This is a genomic window from Nocardiopsis sp. NPDC050513, assembly GCF_044457925.1.
Taxonomy (GTDB): domain Bacteria; phylum Actinomycetota; class Actinomycetes; order Streptosporangiales; family Streptosporangiaceae; genus Nocardiopsis.
Map to the genome: position 1 here is coordinate 79,918 of NZ_JBITHK010000014.1, position 19,320 is coordinate 99,237.

General features: G+C 74.0%; 16 protein-coding genes. 5 read left to right on the plus strand and 11 right to left on the minus strand.

Annotation, left to right across the window (positions count from 1 at the left end; translation table 11 throughout):
* Positions 1-147: 147 nt before the first annotated feature.
* A complete protein-coding gene (locus tag ACIBFB_RS22565; protein WP_397233339.1) occupies positions 148-1,563 on the plus strand; it encodes a DUF2254 domain-containing protein in 1,416 nt (471 codons plus the stop codon).
* Positions 1,564-1,572: 9 nt separating this feature from the next.
* Here ACIBFB_RS22565 and ACIBFB_RS22570 read toward each other — a convergent pair whose 3' ends face one another.
* The 6 genes from ACIBFB_RS22570 to ACIBFB_RS22595 all read right to left on the minus strand — a co-directional run bounded on the left by ACIBFB_RS22570 (position 1,573) and on the right by ACIBFB_RS22595 (position 9,948).
* Complete coding sequence (locus ACIBFB_RS22570; RefSeq protein WP_397233215.1) at positions 1,573-2,799, minus strand: site-specific integrase; 1,227 nt, start codon at positions 2,797-2,799, stop codon at positions 1,573-1,575.
* Between the two features lie 62 nt (positions 2,800-2,861).
* On the minus strand, positions 2,862-3,356 hold the full coding sequence (locus ACIBFB_RS22575; RefSeq protein WP_397233217.1) for a hypothetical protein: 495 nt from the start codon (positions 3,354-3,356) through the stop codon (positions 2,862-2,864).
* Between the two features lie 194 nt (positions 3,357-3,550).
* Positions 3,551-3,877, minus strand: a complete 327-nt coding sequence (locus tag ACIBFB_RS22580) for a hypothetical protein (RefSeq protein ID WP_397233219.1) — start codon at positions 3,875-3,877, stop codon at positions 3,551-3,553.
* Between the two features lie 154 nt (positions 3,878-4,031).
* A complete protein-coding gene (locus tag ACIBFB_RS22585; RefSeq protein WP_397233221.1) occupies positions 4,032-7,619 on the minus strand; it encodes a TM0106 family RecB-like putative nuclease in 3,588 nt (1,195 codons plus the stop codon).
* Positions 7,620-7,837: 218 nt separating this feature from the next.
* Positions 7,838-8,554 carry a septal ring lytic transglycosylase RlpA family protein gene (locus tag ACIBFB_RS22590; RefSeq protein WP_397233223.1) on the minus strand — a complete coding sequence of 239 codons (717 nt, stop codon included), beginning with the start codon at positions 8,552-8,554 and terminating at the stop codon, positions 7,838-7,840.
* A 230-nt stretch (positions 8,555-8,784) separates the two neighbouring features.
* Positions 8,785-9,948: a protein phosphatase gene (locus tag ACIBFB_RS22595; protein ID WP_397233225.1), complete on the minus strand. Its 1,164-nt coding sequence runs from the start codon at positions 9,946-9,948 to the stop codon at positions 8,785-8,787.
* A gap of 214 nt (positions 9,949-10,162) precedes the next feature.
* On the opposite strand from ACIBFB_RS22595, the gene ACIBFB_RS22600 reads away from it, so the two are divergent.
* Positions 10,163-10,621 carry an SRPBCC family protein gene (locus tag ACIBFB_RS22600; RefSeq protein ID WP_397233227.1) on the plus strand — a complete coding sequence of 153 codons (459 nt, stop codon included), beginning with the start codon at positions 10,163-10,165 and terminating at the stop codon, positions 10,619-10,621.
* The gene (locus ACIBFB_RS22605) at positions 10,618-10,956 is read left to right on the plus strand and encodes an ArsR/SmtB family transcription factor (protein ID WP_397233229.1); all 339 of its coding nucleotides are present in this window, start codon (positions 10,618-10,620) and stop codon (positions 10,954-10,956) included. Before ACIBFB_RS22600 ends, ACIBFB_RS22605 begins: the two co-directional genes overlap by 4 nt.
* 67 nt (positions 10,957-11,023) lie before the next feature.
* Here the strand turns inward: ACIBFB_RS22605 and ACIBFB_RS22610 are convergent, their stop codons facing one another.
* The 4 genes from ACIBFB_RS22610 to nirB are packed head-to-tail and all read right to left on the minus strand — an operon-like array spanning position 11,024 to position 15,736.
* Positions 11,024-11,716 (minus strand): sirohydrochlorin chelatase, encoded by a 693-nt coding sequence (locus tag ACIBFB_RS22610; RefSeq protein WP_397233231.1) that lies wholly within the window; start codon positions 11,714-11,716, stop codon positions 11,024-11,026.
* On the minus strand, positions 11,713-12,864 hold the full coding sequence (locus tag ACIBFB_RS22615; protein ID WP_397233233.1) for a uroporphyrinogen-III synthase: 1,152 nt from the start codon (positions 12,862-12,864) through the stop codon (positions 11,713-11,715). The genes ACIBFB_RS22610 and ACIBFB_RS22615 overlap by 4 nt, the downstream gene beginning before the upstream one ends.
* Complete coding sequence (gene nirD, locus ACIBFB_RS22620) at positions 12,861-13,232, minus strand: nitrite reductase small subunit NirD (RefSeq protein ID WP_397233235.1); 372 nt, start codon at positions 13,230-13,232, stop codon at positions 12,861-12,863. The genes ACIBFB_RS22615 and nirD overlap by 4 nt, the downstream gene beginning before the upstream one ends.
* The gene (nirB, locus tag ACIBFB_RS22625; RefSeq protein WP_397233237.1) at positions 13,229-15,736 is read right to left on the minus strand and encodes a nitrite reductase large subunit NirB; all 2,508 of its coding nucleotides are present in this window, start codon (positions 15,734-15,736) and stop codon (positions 13,229-13,231) included. The genes nirD and nirB overlap by 4 nt, the downstream gene beginning before the upstream one ends.
* A 329-nt stretch (positions 15,737-16,065) precedes the next feature.
* On the opposite strand from nirB, the gene ACIBFB_RS22630 reads away from it, so the two are divergent.
* Together ACIBFB_RS22630 and ACIBFB_RS22635 are read left to right on the plus strand one after the other, a co-directional pair.
* Positions 16,066-16,395 carry a helix-turn-helix domain-containing protein gene (locus tag ACIBFB_RS22630; protein ID WP_397233239.1) on the plus strand — a complete coding sequence of 110 codons (330 nt, stop codon included), beginning with the start codon at positions 16,066-16,068 and terminating at the stop codon, positions 16,393-16,395.
* Between the two features lie 119 nt (positions 16,396-16,514).
* Positions 16,515-17,645: a hypothetical protein gene (locus tag ACIBFB_RS22635; RefSeq protein ID WP_397233241.1), complete on the plus strand. Its 1,131-nt coding sequence runs from the start codon at positions 16,515-16,517 to the stop codon at positions 17,643-17,645.
* Positions 17,646-17,723: 78 nt separating this feature from the next.
* Here the strand turns inward: ACIBFB_RS22635 and ACIBFB_RS22640 are convergent, their stop codons facing one another.
* Positions 17,724-19,319 (minus strand): OmpA family protein, encoded by a 1,596-nt coding sequence (locus ACIBFB_RS22640; protein WP_397233243.1) that lies wholly within the window; start codon positions 19,317-19,319, stop codon positions 17,724-17,726.
* Position 19,320 lies beyond the last annotated feature (1 nt).

Here is a 19,320-nt window from a genome sequence, read left to right on the forward strand (position 1 = left end):
GGTCGCCGGCGGCGTCGGGCGGTGCAACGGGGTTGTTACGGGCGGGTGGTTAGCGTGACGCCAGGTTGTGGCGCTGACCACAGGGATCCCTGACCCGATCCGAAACGGTGGTAGTACATGCCGGCTGCGACATTGCACAACGTGGGAATGACGGTCCGCCAACGGGTGAGCGAGTACGTCAAGGAGTCGTTCTTCCTCTTCCCCTCCCTGGGGGCGGTGGTGTTCGTCCTCCTGGCGTTGGCCGTCTCCCGCTTCGACACCCCCTTCAGCCTCGTCGACCCCGACGACCAGTCCATGGTGCGTTTCGCCGAGCGCGGGCGCGTGCTGCTCAAGTCGGCGGGGCCCACGATCCTGACCGTCATGGGCCTGATCTTCAGCATCAAGCTGCTGGCGTTGCAGAAGGCGGGCCAGCTGACCCCGCGGGTGGTGGGGCTGTTCACCCGGTGCTGGGTGACCAAGGCGACGCTGACCATCTTCGTGGGCACGTTCATCTTCACGTTCTTCGTGCCGTTCTTCGGTGAGACGCCCAGGGGCGAGGGCGGCAACCTCGTGCTGCTGCTGTCGGGGGTGATCGCGGCGGTGCTGGTGTTCTCCTGCCTGATCGCGTTCTTGCTGTTCGCGCACCGGTCGCTGGGGATGATGCGGCTCACCTCGGTGCTGGACCGGGTGGTGAGCGACTCCCTGGAGCAGCTGGGCGCCTTCGACCGGGTGGCGAGCACGGTGTACATGAGCGAGCCCGGGTACTCGCACTCGACGGTGCTGCGGCTGGGGCGCGGCCCGGGGATCCTGGTGGGGGCGAACGTGCGGGCGCTGGTGCGTTACGCGCGCCGCCACGACGTGCTGGTGACCCTGTTGCCCAAGATCGGGGACTTCGTGGCGGCGGGATCGCCGGTGGTGCGGATCGACTCGCACGGGCCGATCACCCCGCCCGATGTGGACAGCATGCTGTGGACGGCCAACAACCGGTCCTCCTACCGCGACCCCGCCTTCGGGTTGCGCCAGCTGGTCGACATCGCCACCCGGGCGCTCTCGCCGGGCGTCAACGACCCGACGACGGCGGTGCAGGCGATCGACCGCGTCCAGATCCTGGTCACCGCGTTCGGGGTGCGCGAGCTGCGCCCGGTCGTGTTCACCGACCGCCACGGGTCGGCGCGCGTGATCCAGCCGCGGCCGACCTGGCCGGACGTGATGGATCTGGCGTTCAGCGAGATCGCCCTGTACGGGGCGGAGTCGCCGCAGGTGACGCGGCGGCTGGTCGCGGCGCTGTCCGACATCGGCCAGACGGTGGGGCCCGAGCGGCGGGGCCAGACCGACCGGTACCTGGACCATGTGCGCGCCCTGGTCAACGACAGGGTGCCCGAGGCGCTGCGGTCGATGTCGCTGCGGCCCGACCGCCAGGGCATCGGCAGCACGTGCTCCACCCACCCGGCCACGGGTCCGGGCCCGCGTCCGGACCCGGGCGGGCCGGGTGTTCGGGGGCAGGGCGTGCGTTCCGCGCGGGCGCGGTGGGACGGGCGAGGGTCCTGGGCGGAGGTCGACCGGTCCTCCTGGACGGGGCGCTGAGGGGGCCGGTCACAGGCCCAGGCGGGTGACGGCGTTGTCCTCCAGGGGGTTGGCGGTGCGGATGTAGTCGTGCACGGTGCGGGGGTTGGTCCAGCGGCCCTGGCGCATGATCTCGCGGTCGGTGGCCCCGCCCAGGGCGGCCTGGGTGGCGAATCCGGCGCGCAGGGAGTGGCCGCCGAAGTCGTCGGGGTCCAGGCCTGCGCGTTGGGCGTAGCGTTTGACGAGTTCGCCCACGGCGCGCCCGGACATGGCCCGCTCCCCCACCCGGCCGTGGCGGGTGACGGTGGGCAGCAGGGGGCGGCCGGCGCCGTCGGCCAGGGGGTTGGCGGTCAGGCCCTGGCAGCGGTGGGCGGTGGGCGCCACGGGGGTGCGGGCCGTCTCCAGGTGGGCGCGCACGGCCGGGTCGCCGCCTTGGCGGTGGGCGGCCAGCAGGTCGCACCAGTCGGCGAAGGCGCACACCGGGCAGGTGGCGCGGTGGCGTCCGCGGGGCAGGGCCACGGTCTGGCCGTGGCGGCCCTCCTGGTCGGTCTTGGTGGCGGCCAGCGCGATGACCAGGGCGGTGGCTCCGGTGGCGGCGTCGGTGCGGACGCTGACGTCGTCCAGGGTCAGGGCGGCGAGTTCGGCGCGGCGCAGCGCTCCGGCGAACCCGGTGAGCAGCAGCACGGCGTCGCGTCTGCGGGCGACGCCGCCGGGGTGGCCGTCGTGGGGGCGTACGGACAGCAGGGCGTCGAGGGTGGACAGGACGATGGGGTCCTTGCGGCGGGGGCGGGCGCGTCGGGTGCGGCGGATGCCGCGCAGGGTCATGCGTACGACGTCGGCGCGGGTGGGTGAGGGCAGGCCGTGGGCGCCGTGGACGGCGGCGATGGCGGCGGCGCGGCGTTCGAGGGTGGAGGGGGCCAGGGCCCAGGCGGATCCGTCGGGGGTGCGGGCCTGGGCGCACACGGCCAGGTAGACGGCGACGTCGACGGGGTCGGCGGGCAGGGACTGGCGGTCCTGGGCCAGGCACCAGGCGGTGAAGCCGGTCCAGTCGGCGCGGTAGGCGCGCAGGGTGTTGGGAGATTGGGCGCTGGCCAGGTAGCGGCCCAGGGTGTGGGCCTGCTCGGTGTCGAAGCGGGCGCGGACGCGTTCCAGGGCGCGGGTGTCGACCAGGACGCTGTGGGTGGCGTGTTCCAGGCGGTCGCGGACGGGTGCGGGCAGCGCGGCGGGGCCGTCGTGGGAGGGGGCGGGTGTGCTCACGGTGATCCATGATGGCGCACGGGGCGGGGCGCTGTGGGCAGCGGTCGCGGTGGGTCGGGTCCTCAGGTGGTGAAGTGTGTGACCAGGGCCTGCCACAGGTCGGCGGGGGGCATGACCACGAGCAGGGGGACGGCTGAGACGGCCAGGGCGGCGGCGAAGCCGATCGCGGCGATCCTGCGGCGCAGCCACAGGGCGGCCGCGGTGGAGGCGGCGGGCACGGCCAGGGCGGTGACCAGGACCCAGACCAGGGCGTTGCCGACGTCGGTGACCAGGTCGGCGGGGGCGTTGCCGGTGGTCGGGTCGGGGGCCAGGTAGGCGGCTTCCTGGGCGTCCATGACGACGAACATCAGGTTGACCATGGCCAGGGGGGTGCCCAGGAGCCATACGAGGGTGAGCAGGACCCACAGGGCGGTGATGCGGCGGTCGGGCGGGTCGTCGATGACCACGGGGGTGCGGCTGATGGTGCGTTTGCGTGGGAGGGGGTCATCGCCGGGGGTGCGCCCGGTGGCGGGTGCGGGGCGCTGGGGTGTGCGGCGGGTGCGTTTCTTGGGTGACACGGGTGGGTCCTCGGTGGGTGGTGCTCGTCGTCCCTGGCGGGTTCAGGTTAGGGGCTCCTCGGGTTGTTCGTGCGAGGGCGCGGCGTGGACGCCCGAGGGTGCGCGGTGCGTGCGCGGGGGCGGTGCGCCGCGGCCGCGGGTCCTTCGCCGGGGGCGGGTGGGCGTGGTGCCGCCCTCGCCCGCCGGCGCACCGACTACCCGCCCCACCCGGACAGGTGGATGGCGGACACGAACACGACGGGCCAGGCCAGCAGGGCCAGGGACCACAGGGCGGCGCGGCGGTCGCCGGCGACGGTGGCCACTGCGGCGGCGAGGAAGGGCAGGCCGACGGCGGCGCCGAAGGCGAGGGTGAGCCATTCGGCGGCCGAGCCGTCGTGGGCGGAGGCGCGCACGCCCATGAGGTATCCGGCGGGGCCCAGTATCAGTGCGGCCAGGGCCAGGACGGCCAGGACGACGCGGATGCCGGTGGGGTGGCGGGTGTTGTGGCCGCCGCCGGTGGGAGCGGAAGGTCGGTCAGACACGGGGGCCGTGGTGCCTTTCGGAGCGTGTGGCGGGCCAGGGCGGTGATGTGGGGGCACGCCGGTGCGGAGGGTGCGCCGGTCGGGTCCGGTGTGCTGTGTAAAACGTACTCCACGTGCGGCGTGTCCGGAACCGTCGTGGATGGGCGTGGTGCGGTCAGGGGCGGGGCCAGGGGCGGGCGCCTTCGGTCAGGCGGGTGAAGCCGGCCAGGAGGCGGAGTTCGTCGATGGTGCGGGGGGTGGTGGTGAGCAGGTCGGGTGAGTGGACGACGGCGGCCAGGAGTTGGGCGCGCGACAGGGCGACGTTGAGGCGGTTGCGGTCCAGGACGAAGGCGGGGCCGCGGTTGGTGTCGGCGGCGTTGGAGGTGGTCATGGAGCAGATGACGGCGGCGGCCTCCTGGCCCTGGAAGCGGTCGACGGTGCCCACGCGGATGCCGTCGAGGGCGGGTGTGGTGCGGGTGGCGTCGGCCAGGGCGCGGCGCAGGGCGCGTACCTGGAGGTTGTAGGGGGCCACGACGAGGATGTCCGCGCCGGTCAGGGGGCGCGGGTCGTGGTCGGGGCCGGGGGTGAGGCGGTGGCCGACCAGGGTGGTGGCGATGGCGACCACGGCGTCGACCTCCTCGGGGCTGTGGGTGGTGCGGCCGGTGTGGGTGACGGGGAGGGTGTACACGCCGGGTTCGGGGCCGGTGAGGGTGCGGTGGGTGGTGGTGGGGTGGGAGTGCAGGCGCCCCTGGTAGGAGAGTTCGGAGACGGTGCGGCACACGGCGGGGTGCATGCGGCGGGTCTGGTCGAGGAAGTAGCCGCGTTTGGGGTCGATGACGGGGTCCTCGCCCATGAGGTGGTGCAGGGCGGAGGCGTCGGCGCCTTCGCCGTGGGTGCCTTGGACGACCTGGGGCAGTTGTTGGGGGTCGCCGAGCAGGACGAGGTTGTGGGCGGCGGCGGACACGGCGAGGGTGTCGGCCAGGGCGAACTGTCCGGCCTCGTCGATGATGAGCACGTCCAGGGGGTCGGCGACCACGGCGGCGTTGGTCATGGCCCAGGCGGTGCCGCCGATGAGGACGGGGCGGCCCTCGGCGGTGCGCTGGGTGCGCCAGCGGGCCAGGGTCTGGGGGCTGGTGGGTTGTTCCCAGGGCAGGTCGGGGTCGACGGAGTCCTTGCCGCGGCCCTTGGCGCGTTTGGCGGCGGGCAGGTCGACTCCGGCGGCGCCGGCGGCGGCCAGGGCGGCGCCCATGACGTTCTCGACGGCTTTGTGGCTGGTGGAGCACACGCCGATGGTGCGGCCCTGGCGGGCCAGGTGGGTGATGAGTTGGGCGGCCAGGTAGGTCTTGCCGGCGCCGGGCGGTCCCTGGACGGCCAGGTAGGAGTGGTCGAGGGCGTCCACGGCGGCGATGGCGGCGGCGATCTGGTCGCCGCCGGTGTCGGCGGCCTCGGGCAGGGGGCCGCCGTGGGTGAGGCGGGGCGGGCGGCGGCGGAGCACGTCCAGGCCGGGGTGGTGGGGCCATCGGGGCAGGCCGTCGACGGCGGTGCGGGCGATGAGTTCGAGGGCGCCGTCCTTGGGTTGGGGGTTGACGGGGGCGCCGGGCAGCACGGCGACGGGCGGGCGCGTGCGGGTGGTGTCGGGGTCGCTGGTCTCGGTGAGGGTGATGCGGTCGGGGTCGGCGGCGGTGACGGTGGCGGTGGCGGTGGTCGCGGCCTGGCCGGGTGCGCCGGGGTAGAGCAGGTGGACGTCCTGGCCGGTGGTGAAGGGGTGGGGGTGGGCGGTGTCGAGCCACAGGGCGAGTTCGCGGCGGGACTTGCGCTGGCGGCCGGTGGGTTCGATCCACTCCCCCGCGTGCACGCGCCAGGGTACGGCGCAGTCGGTGTCGGTCTCCAGGTCGGTCAGGGGCGCGTTGGTGCGGCGGTAGTGCTCGCGCCAGGGGGGCAGGGCTTCGCGTTGGTAGTAGCCGACGAGGGCGGCCAGGGTGGCGCGGGCGCGGTGGTGGTCGTCGCGCCCGCGGGCGGTGGTGGGGACCTGGTCGAGCAGGGGTGCGGTCAGGGCGGCGTGGCGGGCCTGTTTCTCGGCGCGTTTGCGGGCGCGTTCGGCGTCGGTCTCGGACAGTTCGGTCTGGATGAGGGGGCGGTCGGTGATGCCCTGGGCGGTGCGGTGTTCCTCGAGCCAGTCGCGCAGGCGGGCGGTGGAGTGGCAGTCGTCGCGGTTGTAGTCGGCGATGGAGGCGAGGATGTGTTCGGCCTGGTCGGTGCGGCCCGCCTCGCGGGCGGCCAGGTGGGCGGCGTAGGCGTCGATGCTTGAGGTGGCGGTGGTGACGTCGCCGCCGCGGGCGGCGGGCAGGTAGAGGGGTTCGAGGTACTTGATGGAGTAGGAGCGCTGGGACACGCGCAGGCTCTTGCGGACCACGGTGTACAGGTCGACGAGGCGGCCCTCGCGCAGGAGGCGGTTGACCTCCTCCTCGCGGGTGGCGTATTCGCTGCTGAGGTGTTTGAGGCGGTCGACCTCGTAGGAGGCGTAGTGGTAGACGTGCGCTCCGTCGTCGGCGTCGATGCGGGCGGTGACGAAGTCGACGAAGTCCTGCAGTGCCTGTTTCTCCTGGGCGCGGTCGTGGGCCCAGAAGGCGTGGAAGGTTTCGGCGCCCTCGTGCTCGGTGGTGGCGCCGAAGAGGTATTCGAGGCCGCGTCCGCCGTCGGTGGAGTGGTAGGGGTAGCCCTCCATGTCGAAGAAGACGTCGCCGGGGCTGGGTGCGGGCAGGGCGGCCAGGCCGTCGGGGGCGAAGACTTCGGCGGTGACGGTGCCTTGGGGGTTGCGGCGGGTGCGGGTGGTGTCCTGGCGGACCTGGAGGGCGGCTTGGGCGCGGAGTTGGTCGAAGGTGCGGCGGGGCAGGGTGGTGGGTCGGCGGTCGTCGTCGGCGTGGGCGAGGGCGTCGATGGTGGTGATGCCGGCGTCGGTGAGTTTGGCGGCCTGGTCGGTGCGCAGTCCGGCGACGAGGGTGAGGTGGCGTGCGGCGGTGCGGCCGGTGGAGCACCAGGTCTGGTAGCCGCAGCCGTCGCAGGCGGGGCGGGGTTGGCCCCAGGTGGGTGCGGGCAGGGCGGGGGGCGGCGTGAGGCGGGTGAGGAGGCGGGCGGTGGTGGTGGCGAGGATGGGGGTGAAGTCGGCGGTGGGCAGGGTGTGGGTCTGTCCGTCGCCGGTGAGCAGGTGCATGTGCTCGGGGGCGGTGCCGGTGGCCTGGGCGACGGCGTGGGCGTAGGCGGTGAGTTGGAGGACGGCGCCGGGGCCGGGGCGGCGGGCGAGTTTGGTGTCCCAGGGTTCGTAGGCGGGTGTGGCGGGGGCGGGGGTGCGCGGGCCGCCGGTGGCCGGGTCCAGGTCGGAGCGGATGAGGAAGTCGGCGCGGCCGTGGAAGGAGACGGGGTGGGGGGTGCGGGTGAGGGTGTGGTGGAAGCAGGCCTGGTAGATGACGGGGGTGCCCGCGGCCATGGCCTGGCGGGTGGCGTGGGCGGCGCGGGCCAGGGAGGCGTCGTCGGGTTCGGGGGCCTCGATGTGGGTGACGTCGCCGAACAGGGCGGTGAGGCGGTCGAGTTCGGCCTGTTCGTGGTCGTGGCCGTGGCGGGCGATGAGGGGGTCGATGTCCTCGGGGGCGGGTGCGCCGGGGATGCGGGCGGCCAGGGCGGTCGTCAGGGCGCTGCGGTGGTCGCACTCCAGGGTGTCGACGAGGTCGGTGGGTGAGACGACCCAGCCGGTGGCGGTGCGGAACAACGCGGTGCTCCCTGTGAGTGGTGGTTGTGCTGGTGGTGGGATTGTGCCACGCGGGGGTGACGTGTGCTGGGGGTTGGCGGGGTGTGTACGGGGTCCGGATGTGCGTGAGCGCCCCTCCCCCGTGGGGGTGGGGCGCTCTGCGGGGTCTGGCCGGTCGTCGCCCCGGTCGGGTGTCCGTTGACCGGTGGCGTCCTGTGGCGGGGGTTCCCGTCGGCGGTCTAGGCCACGACCTCCCAGCTGACGTTGGCCACGCCCGCGCTGGTGCTGGAGATCTGTTCGAAGGCCGCGGTGGACAGGTCCAGGCAGCGTCCGGACACGTAGGGGCCGCGGTCGTTGATGCGGACGGTGACCGAGGATCCGTTGGCGGTGTTGGTGACCCGGACCATGGTGCCGAAGGGCAGTTCCTTGTGGGCGGCGGTCATGGCGCTGGGGTCGAAGGTCTCCCCGTTGGCGGTGGAGCTGCCGGCGAGTTCGGCGCCGTAGAAGGAGGCCTGGCAGGTGCCGCCCTGGCCGGTGGGCTGGGCGTCGCCGCCGCCGCCGTCGTCGGAGGAGGAGTCGTCCTCGGGTTCGGTGGTCTGCTCGGGTTCCTCGACGATGTCGGAGCCGGTGGCGGTGGTGGTCTGGCGTGCGCCGGAGGTGGCCTGTGCGGCGCGGTCGGCGGCCGCGGGGTCGGGTGAGGCGGTGGTGCCGTCGGCCGTGAGGGGGTCGGGGTCGGCCTCGGGGGCCCCGGCGGCGTTGGTGGTCACGGTGGTGTCGGAGCCGGTGACGACGACCGCGGCGGTGGCGGTTCCCGCCACGGCCACGGCCAGGACGGCGGCGGCGGAGCCGATGAGCAGCGTGCGTCTTTTGCGGCTGCGGGTCGCGGCGACCCGGGGTCCCACGGTGGGGGTGTCCTCGGGGGCGGCGGGCGTGTTCTGGGGCTGGTGTTGGCCCACGGTGATGTCCTTCGAACGTCGCGGGATGGGAGTGGCGGCCGCCTCCTGGCGCGTGTTGCGGGTGCCGTGGGGCATGGGTGCGTCGGGTGGGTGGCGCCCCGGTCGTGGGGAGTGGGGCGCGCACGGGCGGAGCCGTGACCGCCGGCGTTGGCATCGCACGGGGTCTGGGCGCTGAGCCTAGGGGTAACGCGGGGGTCACGGTACCGGAAAGTGGTGTTTTGTGGAACTTGTCACCTGTTGACCTGCGGTTTTGGCAGTCCGGGCCGGCGTGGGGGAACCCCGTCGGGGAAGAGCGTGAGGGCTGGGTCGGGCAGGATGTGGCCGCTGAGTTCGGCGACGGCGCGCGCCAGTGTGGGGTTGTCCAGGTGGCCGCCGACGGCGCGGACCATCTGGGTGAGGGCGGGCAGTGCTGGGGCGCCCAGGGCGGTGACGGCGTAGCGGGCGGCGACGGCGGGCGTGCGGGAGGCTCCGGCCCAGCAGTGCAGCAGGACGCGTTTGCCCTCGGCTCGCAGGGTGGCCACGGCCGCGGCGGCCTCGTCGAGGGTGTAGTGCAGGTTCGGGTTGGCGCCGGGCCGGTCGTGCAGCCAGATGCGGACCCAGTCGCGGGAGGGCAGGTGGGGCGCGTCGGTGGGGTGGGTGGCGCACAGGGAGACGGCGGCGTCGGTGCTGTCGGGGTGCTCGCGCAGGTGGTCGAGGTTGGCGAGGAGGACGCCGGGGTCGAGGGGGTGGGGGACGGCGAAGGGGCGCAGGCGCTGGTGGGGTCGGGTGCGCACGGAGGTCTCGGGCCACAGGTGGGGGTGGGGGCCGCGGGCGGTGCGCAGGGCGTCGGCGACCAGGGTGTGGGGGTCGAGGGTGTCGGCCAGGTGGCGCCAGGCGTGGACGGGGATGGCCGAGGCGCCCCACAGGGCTCCGGCCAGGGCGCCGGTGTGCATGGCGGCCAGGTCTTCGCCTGAGGTGGAGGCGTACCAGACGGCGTCGACGAGGTGGGTGCAGGCGAAGGCGCCCGTGGCGGGGTCGTGGCGGGGTCGGGCGGTGCGGGTCAGGGCGCGCCAGGAGGCTCCGAGGGGGTCGTCGGCGGGGGTGTGTTCGAGGTCGGGGACGCGGGTGGGTGCGGTGCCGGTGCGTGCGGTGGTGCGCAGGGTGCTGGCCCAGGTGCGTGCGGCGGGGTCGGTCGGGGGGTCGGGGAGGTCGTCGGCGGTGGCCAGGCCGGTCAGGGCGGTGCGGATCAGGTGGGCGAGGCGGGCGGGGGCGCTGGTGGGGGCGGGGTCGGTGAACTGGGCGGTCATGGACGGTGGTGCTCCCACGAGGGAGGCGGCGGTGGCGGCGCCCAGGAGGGCGCCCACGGCCCGGTCGCAGAGGGGGTCGCGGACGTCGAGGGGGGTGGTGGGGGCCATGGGCCTTCCTCACGGACGGGGGTCGCGTTACCACCGGTGGTGTTCCCCGTGTGCGGGGGGATGTGCGGGGTTTGCCGGTTGTGGCCATGCGGGTGTGTGAGGTCGGGTGGGGGCGGGTCGTCGCCGACTCCCCATTTGCAACCTTTGGTTGCGTATTCTGGCGGGGTGCTCTACCTTGTCGTGCAACCACAGGTTGCGGAATGGGGAGAGCGCGATGGAGTACGGCAGCATCGAACGGCAGATCCGCGTCGACGCCGCGCCCGAGATCGTCTACCAGGTCCTGAGCAGGCCCGAACACCTGCGGCAGTGGTGGCCGGACGAGGCCGAGCTGGATCCGGTGCCCGGCGCCACCGGGACGGTCTCGTTCGGCGGCGGCTCCCGGACGGAGGTGGTCGCGCTCACCGTGGTGGAGGCCGACCCGCCCCGACGGTTCTCCTTCCGCTGGACCCACGACGAGCACGCCACCGCGACCGAGGCCAACTCGCTCCTGGTCACCTTCGACCTCGTCGCGTCGGCGGGGGGCACGCTGGTGCGCTTCACCGAGACGGGGTTCCGGGAACGGGGCTGGGAGGCGGCCGTGCTCGAGGAGCGGTACCGCGACAACACCGAGGGGTGGGACCGCTGCCTCCCCCGCCTGGCCGACTACGCCGCCCGGCTGGTGTCGACGCCGTGAGCGCGCCCCTCGACGACGAACTCTGGTCGGCGGTGGGCGACCCCGTCCGGCGGCGGATGCTCGACCTGCTCCTGACCGGAGGCGCGGGGACCGCGACCACGTTGAGCGAGCGGCTGCCCGTCACACGCCAGGCGGTCGCCAAACACCTCGGTGTGCTCGACCGGGTCGGGCTGGTCCACGCCACGCCGCGCGGACGCGAACGACGCTACGAGGTCGACCGGCGCCAGCTCGCCCGGGCGGTCGCGCAACTGTCGTCGGTCGGGGCCGCGTGGGACGCCCGGCTGCGGCGCATCCAGCGCATGGCCGAGGCCGTCCAGCGCGCCGAACAGGACTGAACGGGCGCCGACGCCCGCCCCCGCGGCCCAGGGTCGCGGGGGCGGTGGCGCGTCCGTGGGGCGTGTCTCAGACCGGCAGGGGGATGGCTGCCTGGCGGTAGCGTTCGGCGACGGCGTGGGCGATCGCCGGATCCGGGCACAGCGGCGGCGCGACCACGTCGGCGCCGACGTCGGCGAGCCGGTCGTGGAACAGCCCGGGCGCGAGCAGCCAGGCGGCCACCGAGACGCGTTCGTGCCCCTGGGCGCGCAGGCGGGCGACCTGTTCGGCGACCGTGGGGCCTCCAGTGGCGATGTAGCCGGTGGCCACCGGGGTGTCCAGGCGTGCGGCCAGGGCGCGGGCGCTGTCGTGGAGTTCGGCGCGGGCGCGCGCGTCGGAGGTCCCGGCGCAGGCCAGGACGACGGCGTCCGTGTCGCGGTGGCCCGCGGCCAGCAGGCGCCGGTGGGCGGTGGCCACGACGGCGGGGTGGGCGCCCAGGGCGGGGGCGAGCACGGCGTCGGCGCGCCCGGCCCTGGCGAGCTGATGCGGGATGTCCTTGCGCACGTGGTAGCCGCTGGCCAGGAAGGCGGGCACGACCACGACCGGGCCCGGGACGCTGGCGGCCACGTCGCCGACGCTGGGGGTGAGCACGTCGGCGAAGGCCAGGTGGGTGGGCACGCGGGTGATCTCGCCCACGCGCAGGGCCAGGGAGTGGGCCACGGCGGTTCCGTGCGGGTCGCGGGTGCCGTGGACGGCGAGGATGAGGGCGGGCTGTCGGTTCATGGCGTCGCCGCGCAGTCGGGGGTGTCCAGGGCCAGGCGGTAGCCGCGCTTGACGACCGTCTGGATGATGCGGGAGTCGCCCAGGGCGGTGCGCAGGCGGGCCACGGCCGTCTCCACGGCGTGGGCGTCGGCGTCCTCGCCCAGGCAGGTGAGCAGGTGGGCGCGGTCGCGGACCTGGCCGGGGCGGCGGGCGAGCTCGCGCATCAGGCGCATCAGTGTGGGCGAGAGGGTGTGGACGGTGCCGTCGACCAGGACGGCGTGGCCGCGCAGGCGTAGGCGGTGTCCGGCCACGTCCAGGGTGGGGAACCGGTTGGGGAGTTCCTCGGTGAGTTTGCGCACCTGGGCGCCGATGCGGGCGCGTCCCGGCCAGACGGTGGGGATGTCCTGGGCCATGAGGGGGCGGGCGGTGACGGGGCCCACGCACATGGCCAGGACGTCGCCGCGCAGGGCCGAGACGAGGGCGTCGGCCTGGCCGTTGGTGCGGGCGCGGGCCAGCAGCCCGGCGGCGGCGGGGGCGCTGGTGAAGGTGACGGCGTCCACTCCCCCGGTGGTGACGGCCTCGATGAGCCGGTCCAGGGGGGCGGTGTCCTCGGGTTGGGTCCACCGGTAGACGGGGACCTCGACGACGTCGGCGCCGGCCAGGCGCAGGGCGGCGGTGAAGTCGGGCAGGGGTTCGCCGTGGAGCTGGATGGCCACGCGCAGCCCCTGGACGCCGGTGGCCAGGAGGTAGTCCAGGACCTCGGCCGAGGACTCGGAGGGGGGTGACCACTCCTCGGTGAGTCCGGCGGCGCGGATGGCGCCCTTGGCCTTGGGGCCGCGGGCGAGCAGGCGGGAGGTGCGCAGGGAGGCCAGGAGGGGATCGACGGTTCCCCAGGTCTCGCAGGCCTCGACCCAGCCGCGGAAGCCGATGCCGGTGGTGGCCACGACCACGTCGGCGGGGCGGCGGGCGAGTTCGGAGGAGACCGCGGCCAGGCGCTGGTCGTCGCTGAGGGGGACGATGCGCAGTGCGGGCGCGGCCAGGACCTCGGCGCCCTTGCGCCGCAGCATGGCGGAGAGTTCGTCGGCGCGTCGGGCGGCGGTGACGGCGACGGTGAATCCGGCCAGGGGCGCGGTGGTGGGTGCGGGCGGTGCGTGCACGGTTTCGGTCACGGGGTTCCCTCGCTGGTGTGGATCTGGACGGTGTCGCCGTCGACGCGGACGGGCCAGGTGGTCAGGCGGGTGGCGGAGTCGTCCAGGCTGTGGCCGGTGCGGAGGGAGAACACGTGCTTGAGCATGGGTGAGGCGACGGTGGGTTCGCCGTCGCGGTCGCCGACGATGCCGCGGGAGATGACGGCGGCCTGGGTGTAGGGGTCGATGTTGTCGACCGCGTACAGGTGGCCGTCGTGGGTGCGGAACAGGGCGGCCTGGCGGCCGTCGGGGAGCAGGACGGCCACGCCGTCCTCGGGGCGGAGGCGGTGGGCGGGGCAGGCGTTGATCCAGGTGCCGGTGCGCGCGGTGGTGTGGGTGGCGGTGGTCATCGGGTGGCCTCCTTCGTTCGGGGGGTGGGCATGCCGAGGTTGAGCGGGGCGCCCGGGACGGGCTGGTCGCGGGTGGTGGTGAAGGTGATGGTGGGGTCGGGGGTGTCCGGGGCGTTGGCGAAGGACACGAACCGGGCGAGCTTGTCGGGGTCGGCCAGGACGTCGGCCCACTCGTCGGAGTAGGCGGCCACGTGGTGGTCCATGGCCTGTTCGAGTTCGTCGGCGATGCCCAGGGAGTCGTGGACGACGACGTCGCGCAGGTGGTCCAGGCCGCCGTCCATGGCCTCGATCCAGGGGGCGGTGCGCTGGAGGCGGTCGGCGGTGCGGATGTAGAACATCAGGAACCGGTCGATGTAGCGGATGAGCGTGTCCTCGTCCAGGTCGGAGGCGAGGAGTTCGGCGTGGCGGGGGGTGAAGCCGCCGTTGCCGCCCACGTACAGGTTCCAGCCGTTCTCGGTGGCGATGACGCCGAAGTCCTTGCCGCGGGCCTCGGCGCACTCGCGGGCGCATCCGGAGACGGCTGACTTGAGCTTGTGGGGTGAGCGCAGGCCCCGGTAGCGCTCCTCCAGGCGGATGGCCAGGCCGACGGAGTCCTGGACGCCGTAGCGGCACCAGGTCGTGCCGACGCAGGACTTGACGGTGCGCAGGGCCTTGCCGTAGGCGTGCCCGGACTCGAAGCCGGCCTGGACCAGGCGGGACCAGATGGCGGGCAGCTGTTCGAGGCGGGCGCCGAACAGGTCGATGCGCTGGCCGCCGGTGATCTTGGTGTAGAGGTTGAAGTCGCGGGCGACCTCGCCGATGACGATGAGCTTGTCGGGGGTGATCTCGCCGCCGGGGATGCGCGGGACGACCGAGTAGGTGCCGTTGCGCTGCATGTTGGCCAGGTACCGGTCGTTGGTGTCCTGCAGGGTGGCCTGTTCGCCCTGCAGGATGTGGCCGTTTCCGAGCGAGGCGAGGATGGAGGCGACGGCGGGCTTGCAGATGTCGCAGCCGCGGCCGGTGCCGTGCCGTTCGATGAGGGCGGAGAACGTGGTCAGGCCGGTGGCGCGGACGATCTCGACCAGTTCGGTGCGCGACTGGGTGAAGTGCTCGCACAGGGCGTTGGACTGGACGATCCCGGCCTGGTCCAGGAGCTGCTTGAGCATGGGCACGCACGAGCCGCAGCTGGTTCCGGCGCGGGTGCAGGCCTTCAGGGCGGGCACGTCGGTGGAGCCGGAGTGGATGGCCTCGCAGATGGCGCCCTTGGTGACGGCGTTGCACGAGCAGATCTGGGCTTCGTCGGGCAGGGCGTCGGCGCCCACGGCGGCGCCGCCGTCGGGGGTGATCAGGGCGAGCGGGTCTCCGGGCACCGGGGAGCCGACCAGGGGGCGCAGGGTGGCGTAGGCGGAGGCGTCGCCGACCAGGACGCCGCCGAGCAGGGTGGTGGCGTCGTCGGACAGGACGAGCTTGGCGTAGCGGCCGCTGGCGGCGTCGTTGACGACCACGTCCAGGGCGCCGGGTGCGCGGCCGTGGGCGTCGCCGAAGCTGGCCACGTCCACGCCCATGAGCTTGAGCTTGGTGGAGGTGTCGGCGCCGGTGAAGGTGGCGGAGCCGCCGACGAGGCGGTCGGCGACGACCTCGGCCATGGCGTTGCCGGGGGCGATGAGGCCGTAGACGGTTCCGTGGTGGTTGGCGGCCTCGCCGACGGCCATGATGTGGGCGTCGCTGGTGGTGCAGGTGTCGTCGATCGCGATGCCGCCGCGTTCGCCCAGGTCCAGGCCGCAGGCGCGGGCCAGGTCGTCGCGGGGGCGGATGCCGACGGAGAAGACGACCAGGTCGGTGTCCAGGCGGCTGCCGTCGTCCAGGACCAGGCGGGCGGCGCGGCCGTCGGGGCCGGGTTCGATGGCGGTCGTGGCGGTGCCGGTGTGCACGCTCACGCCCAGGTCGGTGACGAGGTTCTTGAGCAGGGCGCCGGCGCCCTCGTCGATCTGGGCGGGCATGAGGTGGGGGGCGAGTTCGACCACGTGCGCGTGCAGGCCGAGCAGGCGCAGGGCGTTGGCGGCCTCCAGGCCGAGCAGTCCGCCGCCGATGACGACGCCGGTGCGGGCGTTCTTGGCGGAGTCGGTGATGGCGTCCAGGTCCTCGATGGTGCGGTAGACGTGGCAGCCGGGGAGGTCGTGGCCGGGGATCGGGGGGACGAAGGGGGTGGATCCGGTGGCCAGGACGAGGCGGTCGTAGGCCAGGGTGCGGCCGGTCGAGGTGGTGACGGTGCGGGCGGCGCGGTCGATGGCGGTGGCGCGTTCGCTGACGTGGACGTCGGTGTGGGGGCCGGCGGGGTCGCCGAGGGAGAGGTCGTCGGCGCTGGCGCCGTCGAAGTAGGAGGAGAGGGCGACGCGGTCGTAGGCGGTGCGCGGTTCCTCGCCCACGACGGTGGTGTGCCAGTGGTGGGCGGTGTCGCGGTCACGCAGGGCCTCGACGAGTCGGTGGCCGACCATGCCGTTGCCGATGACGACGAGTTCTTCCATGGGTGTTCGGCTCCTCCGGGCTGCGGTGCGGTCGTGTTTCAGGCAACCCGGGGGGTGTTTCCCCGGCGTCAGGCGGTTGTGACGGCCATGTTTCGATGTGCTGTCTGCGCAGGTGGCGGGCGAGTGATCGGTGCGGGGCGGGGAGTTCCCGGATTCCCACCACACGCAGGTATAGCTTTTCCTCTACTTTCGGCGCGGGTGAACGTGACCGTGTGGGACGTCTGGCTCGTGGATGAGGTGCGGGAATGGTGGACGAGCTCCGGGCCGAGGATCAGGAAACCCAAGGAGCTGCGGCCGGGATCCACGGGGCGGAGCGAGGAGGAGGAACGATGAGCGGGTACAGCCAGTGGGACCGTGACGCCTATGCGGAACGGGTGGGGGGACCGCAGGAGGCGGAGAAGCCTCGGCGTGCACTGCTGGCACGGGTGGACGCGCAACGGCTCATGCGGATCCGTAAGGAGCGCGGACTGACCCAGGCCGCCGTGGCGGAGCGGATGGGGGTGACCAAGGGGCGGGTGAGCCAGATCGAACAGGGCGAGGTGTTCACCGTCGACGCGATCGCCCGCTACGTCCACGCGCTCGGCGGGGAGCTCAGGCTCACCGCCGACTTCGACGGTCGTAGCTATACCGTCAGCACGGACCGACTGGAGGCGTGCTGAGCGGGTGAGCGCCGCTCCCCCGCGGGAGGGAGGCGGTTCACCCCTGGTGGGGAGGTCGTGGGGCAGGGCCGGGCGGGAGGGTGGAGCCAACGCTTCGGCCCTCGAAGGGAGCCCTGATCATGACCGTCTCCTCGTCCGTTCGACCTGCCGCCCCCGACCGGGAGGGGCTGCGGGCGCCGGTGGCGCCCTGGCTGGTGCTGGCCTGGTCGGCGGTGGCCGTGGCCCTGGGGTCGGGGTGGTGGTCGGGTGTGCTGCCCAGGGGTGTGCCCGAGGGTGAGTCGTTCGGGTCGCTGTTCTCCGGCCAGGGGCTGGGGGTGGCCTCGGGCGCGATGGTCGCGTGCGGGCTGGCCGGGCTGGTGTGCTCGGTGCTGTTGCTGCGCCGCGGCGGTGCGGGCGGTCGGGTCGCCGGGGTGGGCGCTTGGCTGATGGCGGTCGCGGTCCTGCTGGTGTTCGTCGACGGATCGCTGCTGGCCTGGATGGGGTACACGATGATCATGCCGGTGGCGGGCTGGTTCGTGCCCGATCTGTGGTCGACCTACGTGTCCGCCTCCCTGGAGCCCACGGCGTTGACGTTGCTGTTCTGCGCGGTCGGCGTGGTCCTGTGGGCGGCGGCGGCCCTCGTCCACCGCGGGGTGGTGCGCCAGGCGTGCCGGCGTTGCGGACGCCAGGGCGACTGGAGTCCCGAGGAGGAGCGGCGCGTGCGGGCGCGGGCGCTGCGGGTGGGCCGGTGGGCTGTGGCGGTGGGCGTGGCGCTGGCCCTGCTCTACCCGGCGCTGCGGTTCCTGTGGCTGTTCGGTGTGGCGCTCGACTTCGGCGAGGAGGAGACCCAGCGGTTGCTGTCGGACCCCTTCACCGTGGTCATCGGACTGTCGCTGGGGTCGGCCGGGGCGGTCGGCGCGGTGCTCATGCTGGGTCTGGTCCAGCGGTGGGGGGTCCGGTTCCCCCGGTGGATGGCCGGGTTGGCCGGGCGGCGGGTCCCGGTGGCGCTGGCGGTGGTGCCCGCGGGTCTGGTGACCGTGGCGCTGGTGGCGATGGGTCGCAGCACCGTGGTGCAGGTGTTGGCCGGGGCGGAGGGGGCGACCCCGATCACCGAGCCCGTGCACGCGGTGGTGTTCGTGTCGATGGGTGTGTGGGGTGCGGCGCTGGGGGTGGCCACGGCCGCCTACGCGGTGCGGCGGCGCGCGGAGTGCGGTGAGTGCGGGAAGGGGCTGCCCGAGGCCGAGCCGGTGCGGGCCGCGGTGGCCGGGTAGGAGCTGGAGGGGACCTCGCGGGGTCCCCTCCCCCGGCCGCGCGACGGCCCCGCCTGGGAGCGGGGCCGTCGCGCGTGGTCAGCGGACGGGCACATCGACCTGGCCGAACGCGCCCGCGTACAGGGTCATCTCGGTGACGTCCGGGGCGGGGGCGGGGAACACGGCCAGGGCCAGGTACTGCTCGCCGGTGGCCAGCTCGTTGATCCGGTCGGCGAAGTCCTCGTACTCGTCGGGGCCGGTGCGGATGCGGATGACGTACCGGACCAGGCCGGTGCCGGGTTCCTGGACGCGGAAGCCGCCCAGGGTGCCCTCGGCGTACTGGGCGGGGCTGCCGGGGACGGCCGACTCGTCCACGTCCAGGTCCGCCTCCAGGGGGGAGAGCGTGGAGTTCTGGAAGCCCACCATCTGGAACACGTAGGCGCCGTCGCGCACCATCGGGTAGACGTGCAGGTCGACGTCGTCGTGGATGAGGGTGGTGACGGGTTCGAGCTCGTCGAAGAAGTGGGCGGGTTCGGCGACGTGGCGGCGGGCTGAGGCCAGGCCCTGGGCGTCGGCCGGTTCGGCGGCGTCCGGGGCGACCTGGTAGGTGAATTCCACCCGGCGGTTGCGCGCGCGGGCCTGCTCGTCGTCGGGTCCGCCCTCGGCGGCCAGGGGTTCGGCGCTGCCGCGTCCCTGGGTGGTGAGGGTGAACGCGCCGTCCAGTTCCTCCTCCAGCAGGGCGCGGGCGGCCTCGGCGCGTTCCTGGGACAGGGTCCGGTTGTCGGCGTCGGATCCGGTGCCGTCGGTGTGGCCGACGATGGTGATCTCCTCGACCCGGGGTCCGACGTTGGCGCGCAGGGTCTGGGCGGAGGCGCGGATGGTCTCCGCGGCCTCGGCGGTGGGTTCGGAGGCGCCGGAGGCGAACATCTCGTCGGCGTGCAGGGCGATGGTCTCCTGGTCGCCGGCGCGGGTGGTGGAGGCGGTGGGGCCGTCGACGAGGCTCTCCATGGTGTGGCGTCGGTCGGCGGTGTCCAGGCCGGGGGGCGGCGGGTTGTCGGGGTACCAGATCTCGTCGGGGAGTTCGGGTTCCTGGGTGAAGGTCTCGGGGTCGATGTACGCGTGGGCGTTGGGTTCGGGGGCGGGGGTGAAGGCGTCGACGCGGGTGACGGGGATGCCGGGGATGAGGCCGGTGCCGGCGCCGGTCAGGGTCAGGAAGTCGGCGTCCTGGGTGGGCGCGGGGAAGTAGCGGCGCAGGGTGGTGGGCAGCCCCTCGTGGGTGGGCATGGCGGGGTCGCCGGGGACGAAGTGGGTGCCGTAGGGTTCGTCGCCGCTGCGGGGGTCGCGCAGGAAGCGCAGGACCTCGCCGGAGACGGGGTCGACCAGGCGGACGGGCGGGTTGCGGCCGGTGACACTTCCGGGCAGGTCCTCCAGGTAGTTGTGGGTGACCTCCAGCATGAGGTACTCGCCGTCGTGTTCGAGGCCGGTGACGGTGAGTTCGAAGGTGACGTCGTTGCCGCCCTCGATGGACATGCGTCCCTGGCGGACGAAGGGCAGGGGTTGGCGTTGTCCCTCGGAGGCGCCCGGGGTGGGCGCGGAGGTCGGGTCGCCGCCGGTGGGGCCGTCGGGGAGGGAGCAGGAGCTGAGCAGGAGGCTGAGCGCCAGGGCGGCGGCCGCCGCGGGGGTGCGCGTGGTCATG

Coding starts and splice junctions, on each gene's coding strand:
- ACIBFB_RS22565 (WP_397233339.1), top strand. CDS start 148: ATGACGGTCCGCCAACGGGTGAGCGAGTACGTCAAGGAGTCGTTCTTC.
- ACIBFB_RS22595 (WP_397233225.1), bottom strand. CDS start 9,948: ATGGCCCCCACCACCCCCCTCGACGTCCGCGACCCCCTCTGCGACCGG.
- ACIBFB_RS22600 (WP_397233227.1), top strand. CDS start 10,163: ATGGAGTACGGCAGCATCGAACGGCAGATCCGCGTCGACGCCGCGCCC.
- ACIBFB_RS22610 (WP_397233231.1), bottom strand. CDS start 11,716: ATGAACCGACAGCCCGCCCTCATCCTCGCCGTCCACGGCACCCGCGAC.
- nirD (WP_397233235.1), bottom strand. CDS start 13,232: ATGACCACCGCCACCCACACCACCGCGCGCACCGGCACCTGGATCAAC.
- nirB (WP_397233237.1), bottom strand. CDS start 15,736: ATGGAAGAACTCGTCGTCATCGGCAACGGCATGGTCGGCCACCGACTC.
- ACIBFB_RS22630 (WP_397233239.1), top strand. CDS start 16,066: ATGAGCGGGTACAGCCAGTGGGACCGTGACGCCTATGCGGAACGGGTG.
- ACIBFB_RS22635 (WP_397233241.1), top strand. CDS start 16,515: ATGACCGTCTCCTCGTCCGTTCGACCTGCCGCCCCCGACCGGGAGGGG.
- ACIBFB_RS22640 (WP_397233243.1), bottom strand. CDS start 19,319: ATGACCACGCGCACCCCCGCGGCGGCCGCCGCCCTGGCGCTCAGCCTC.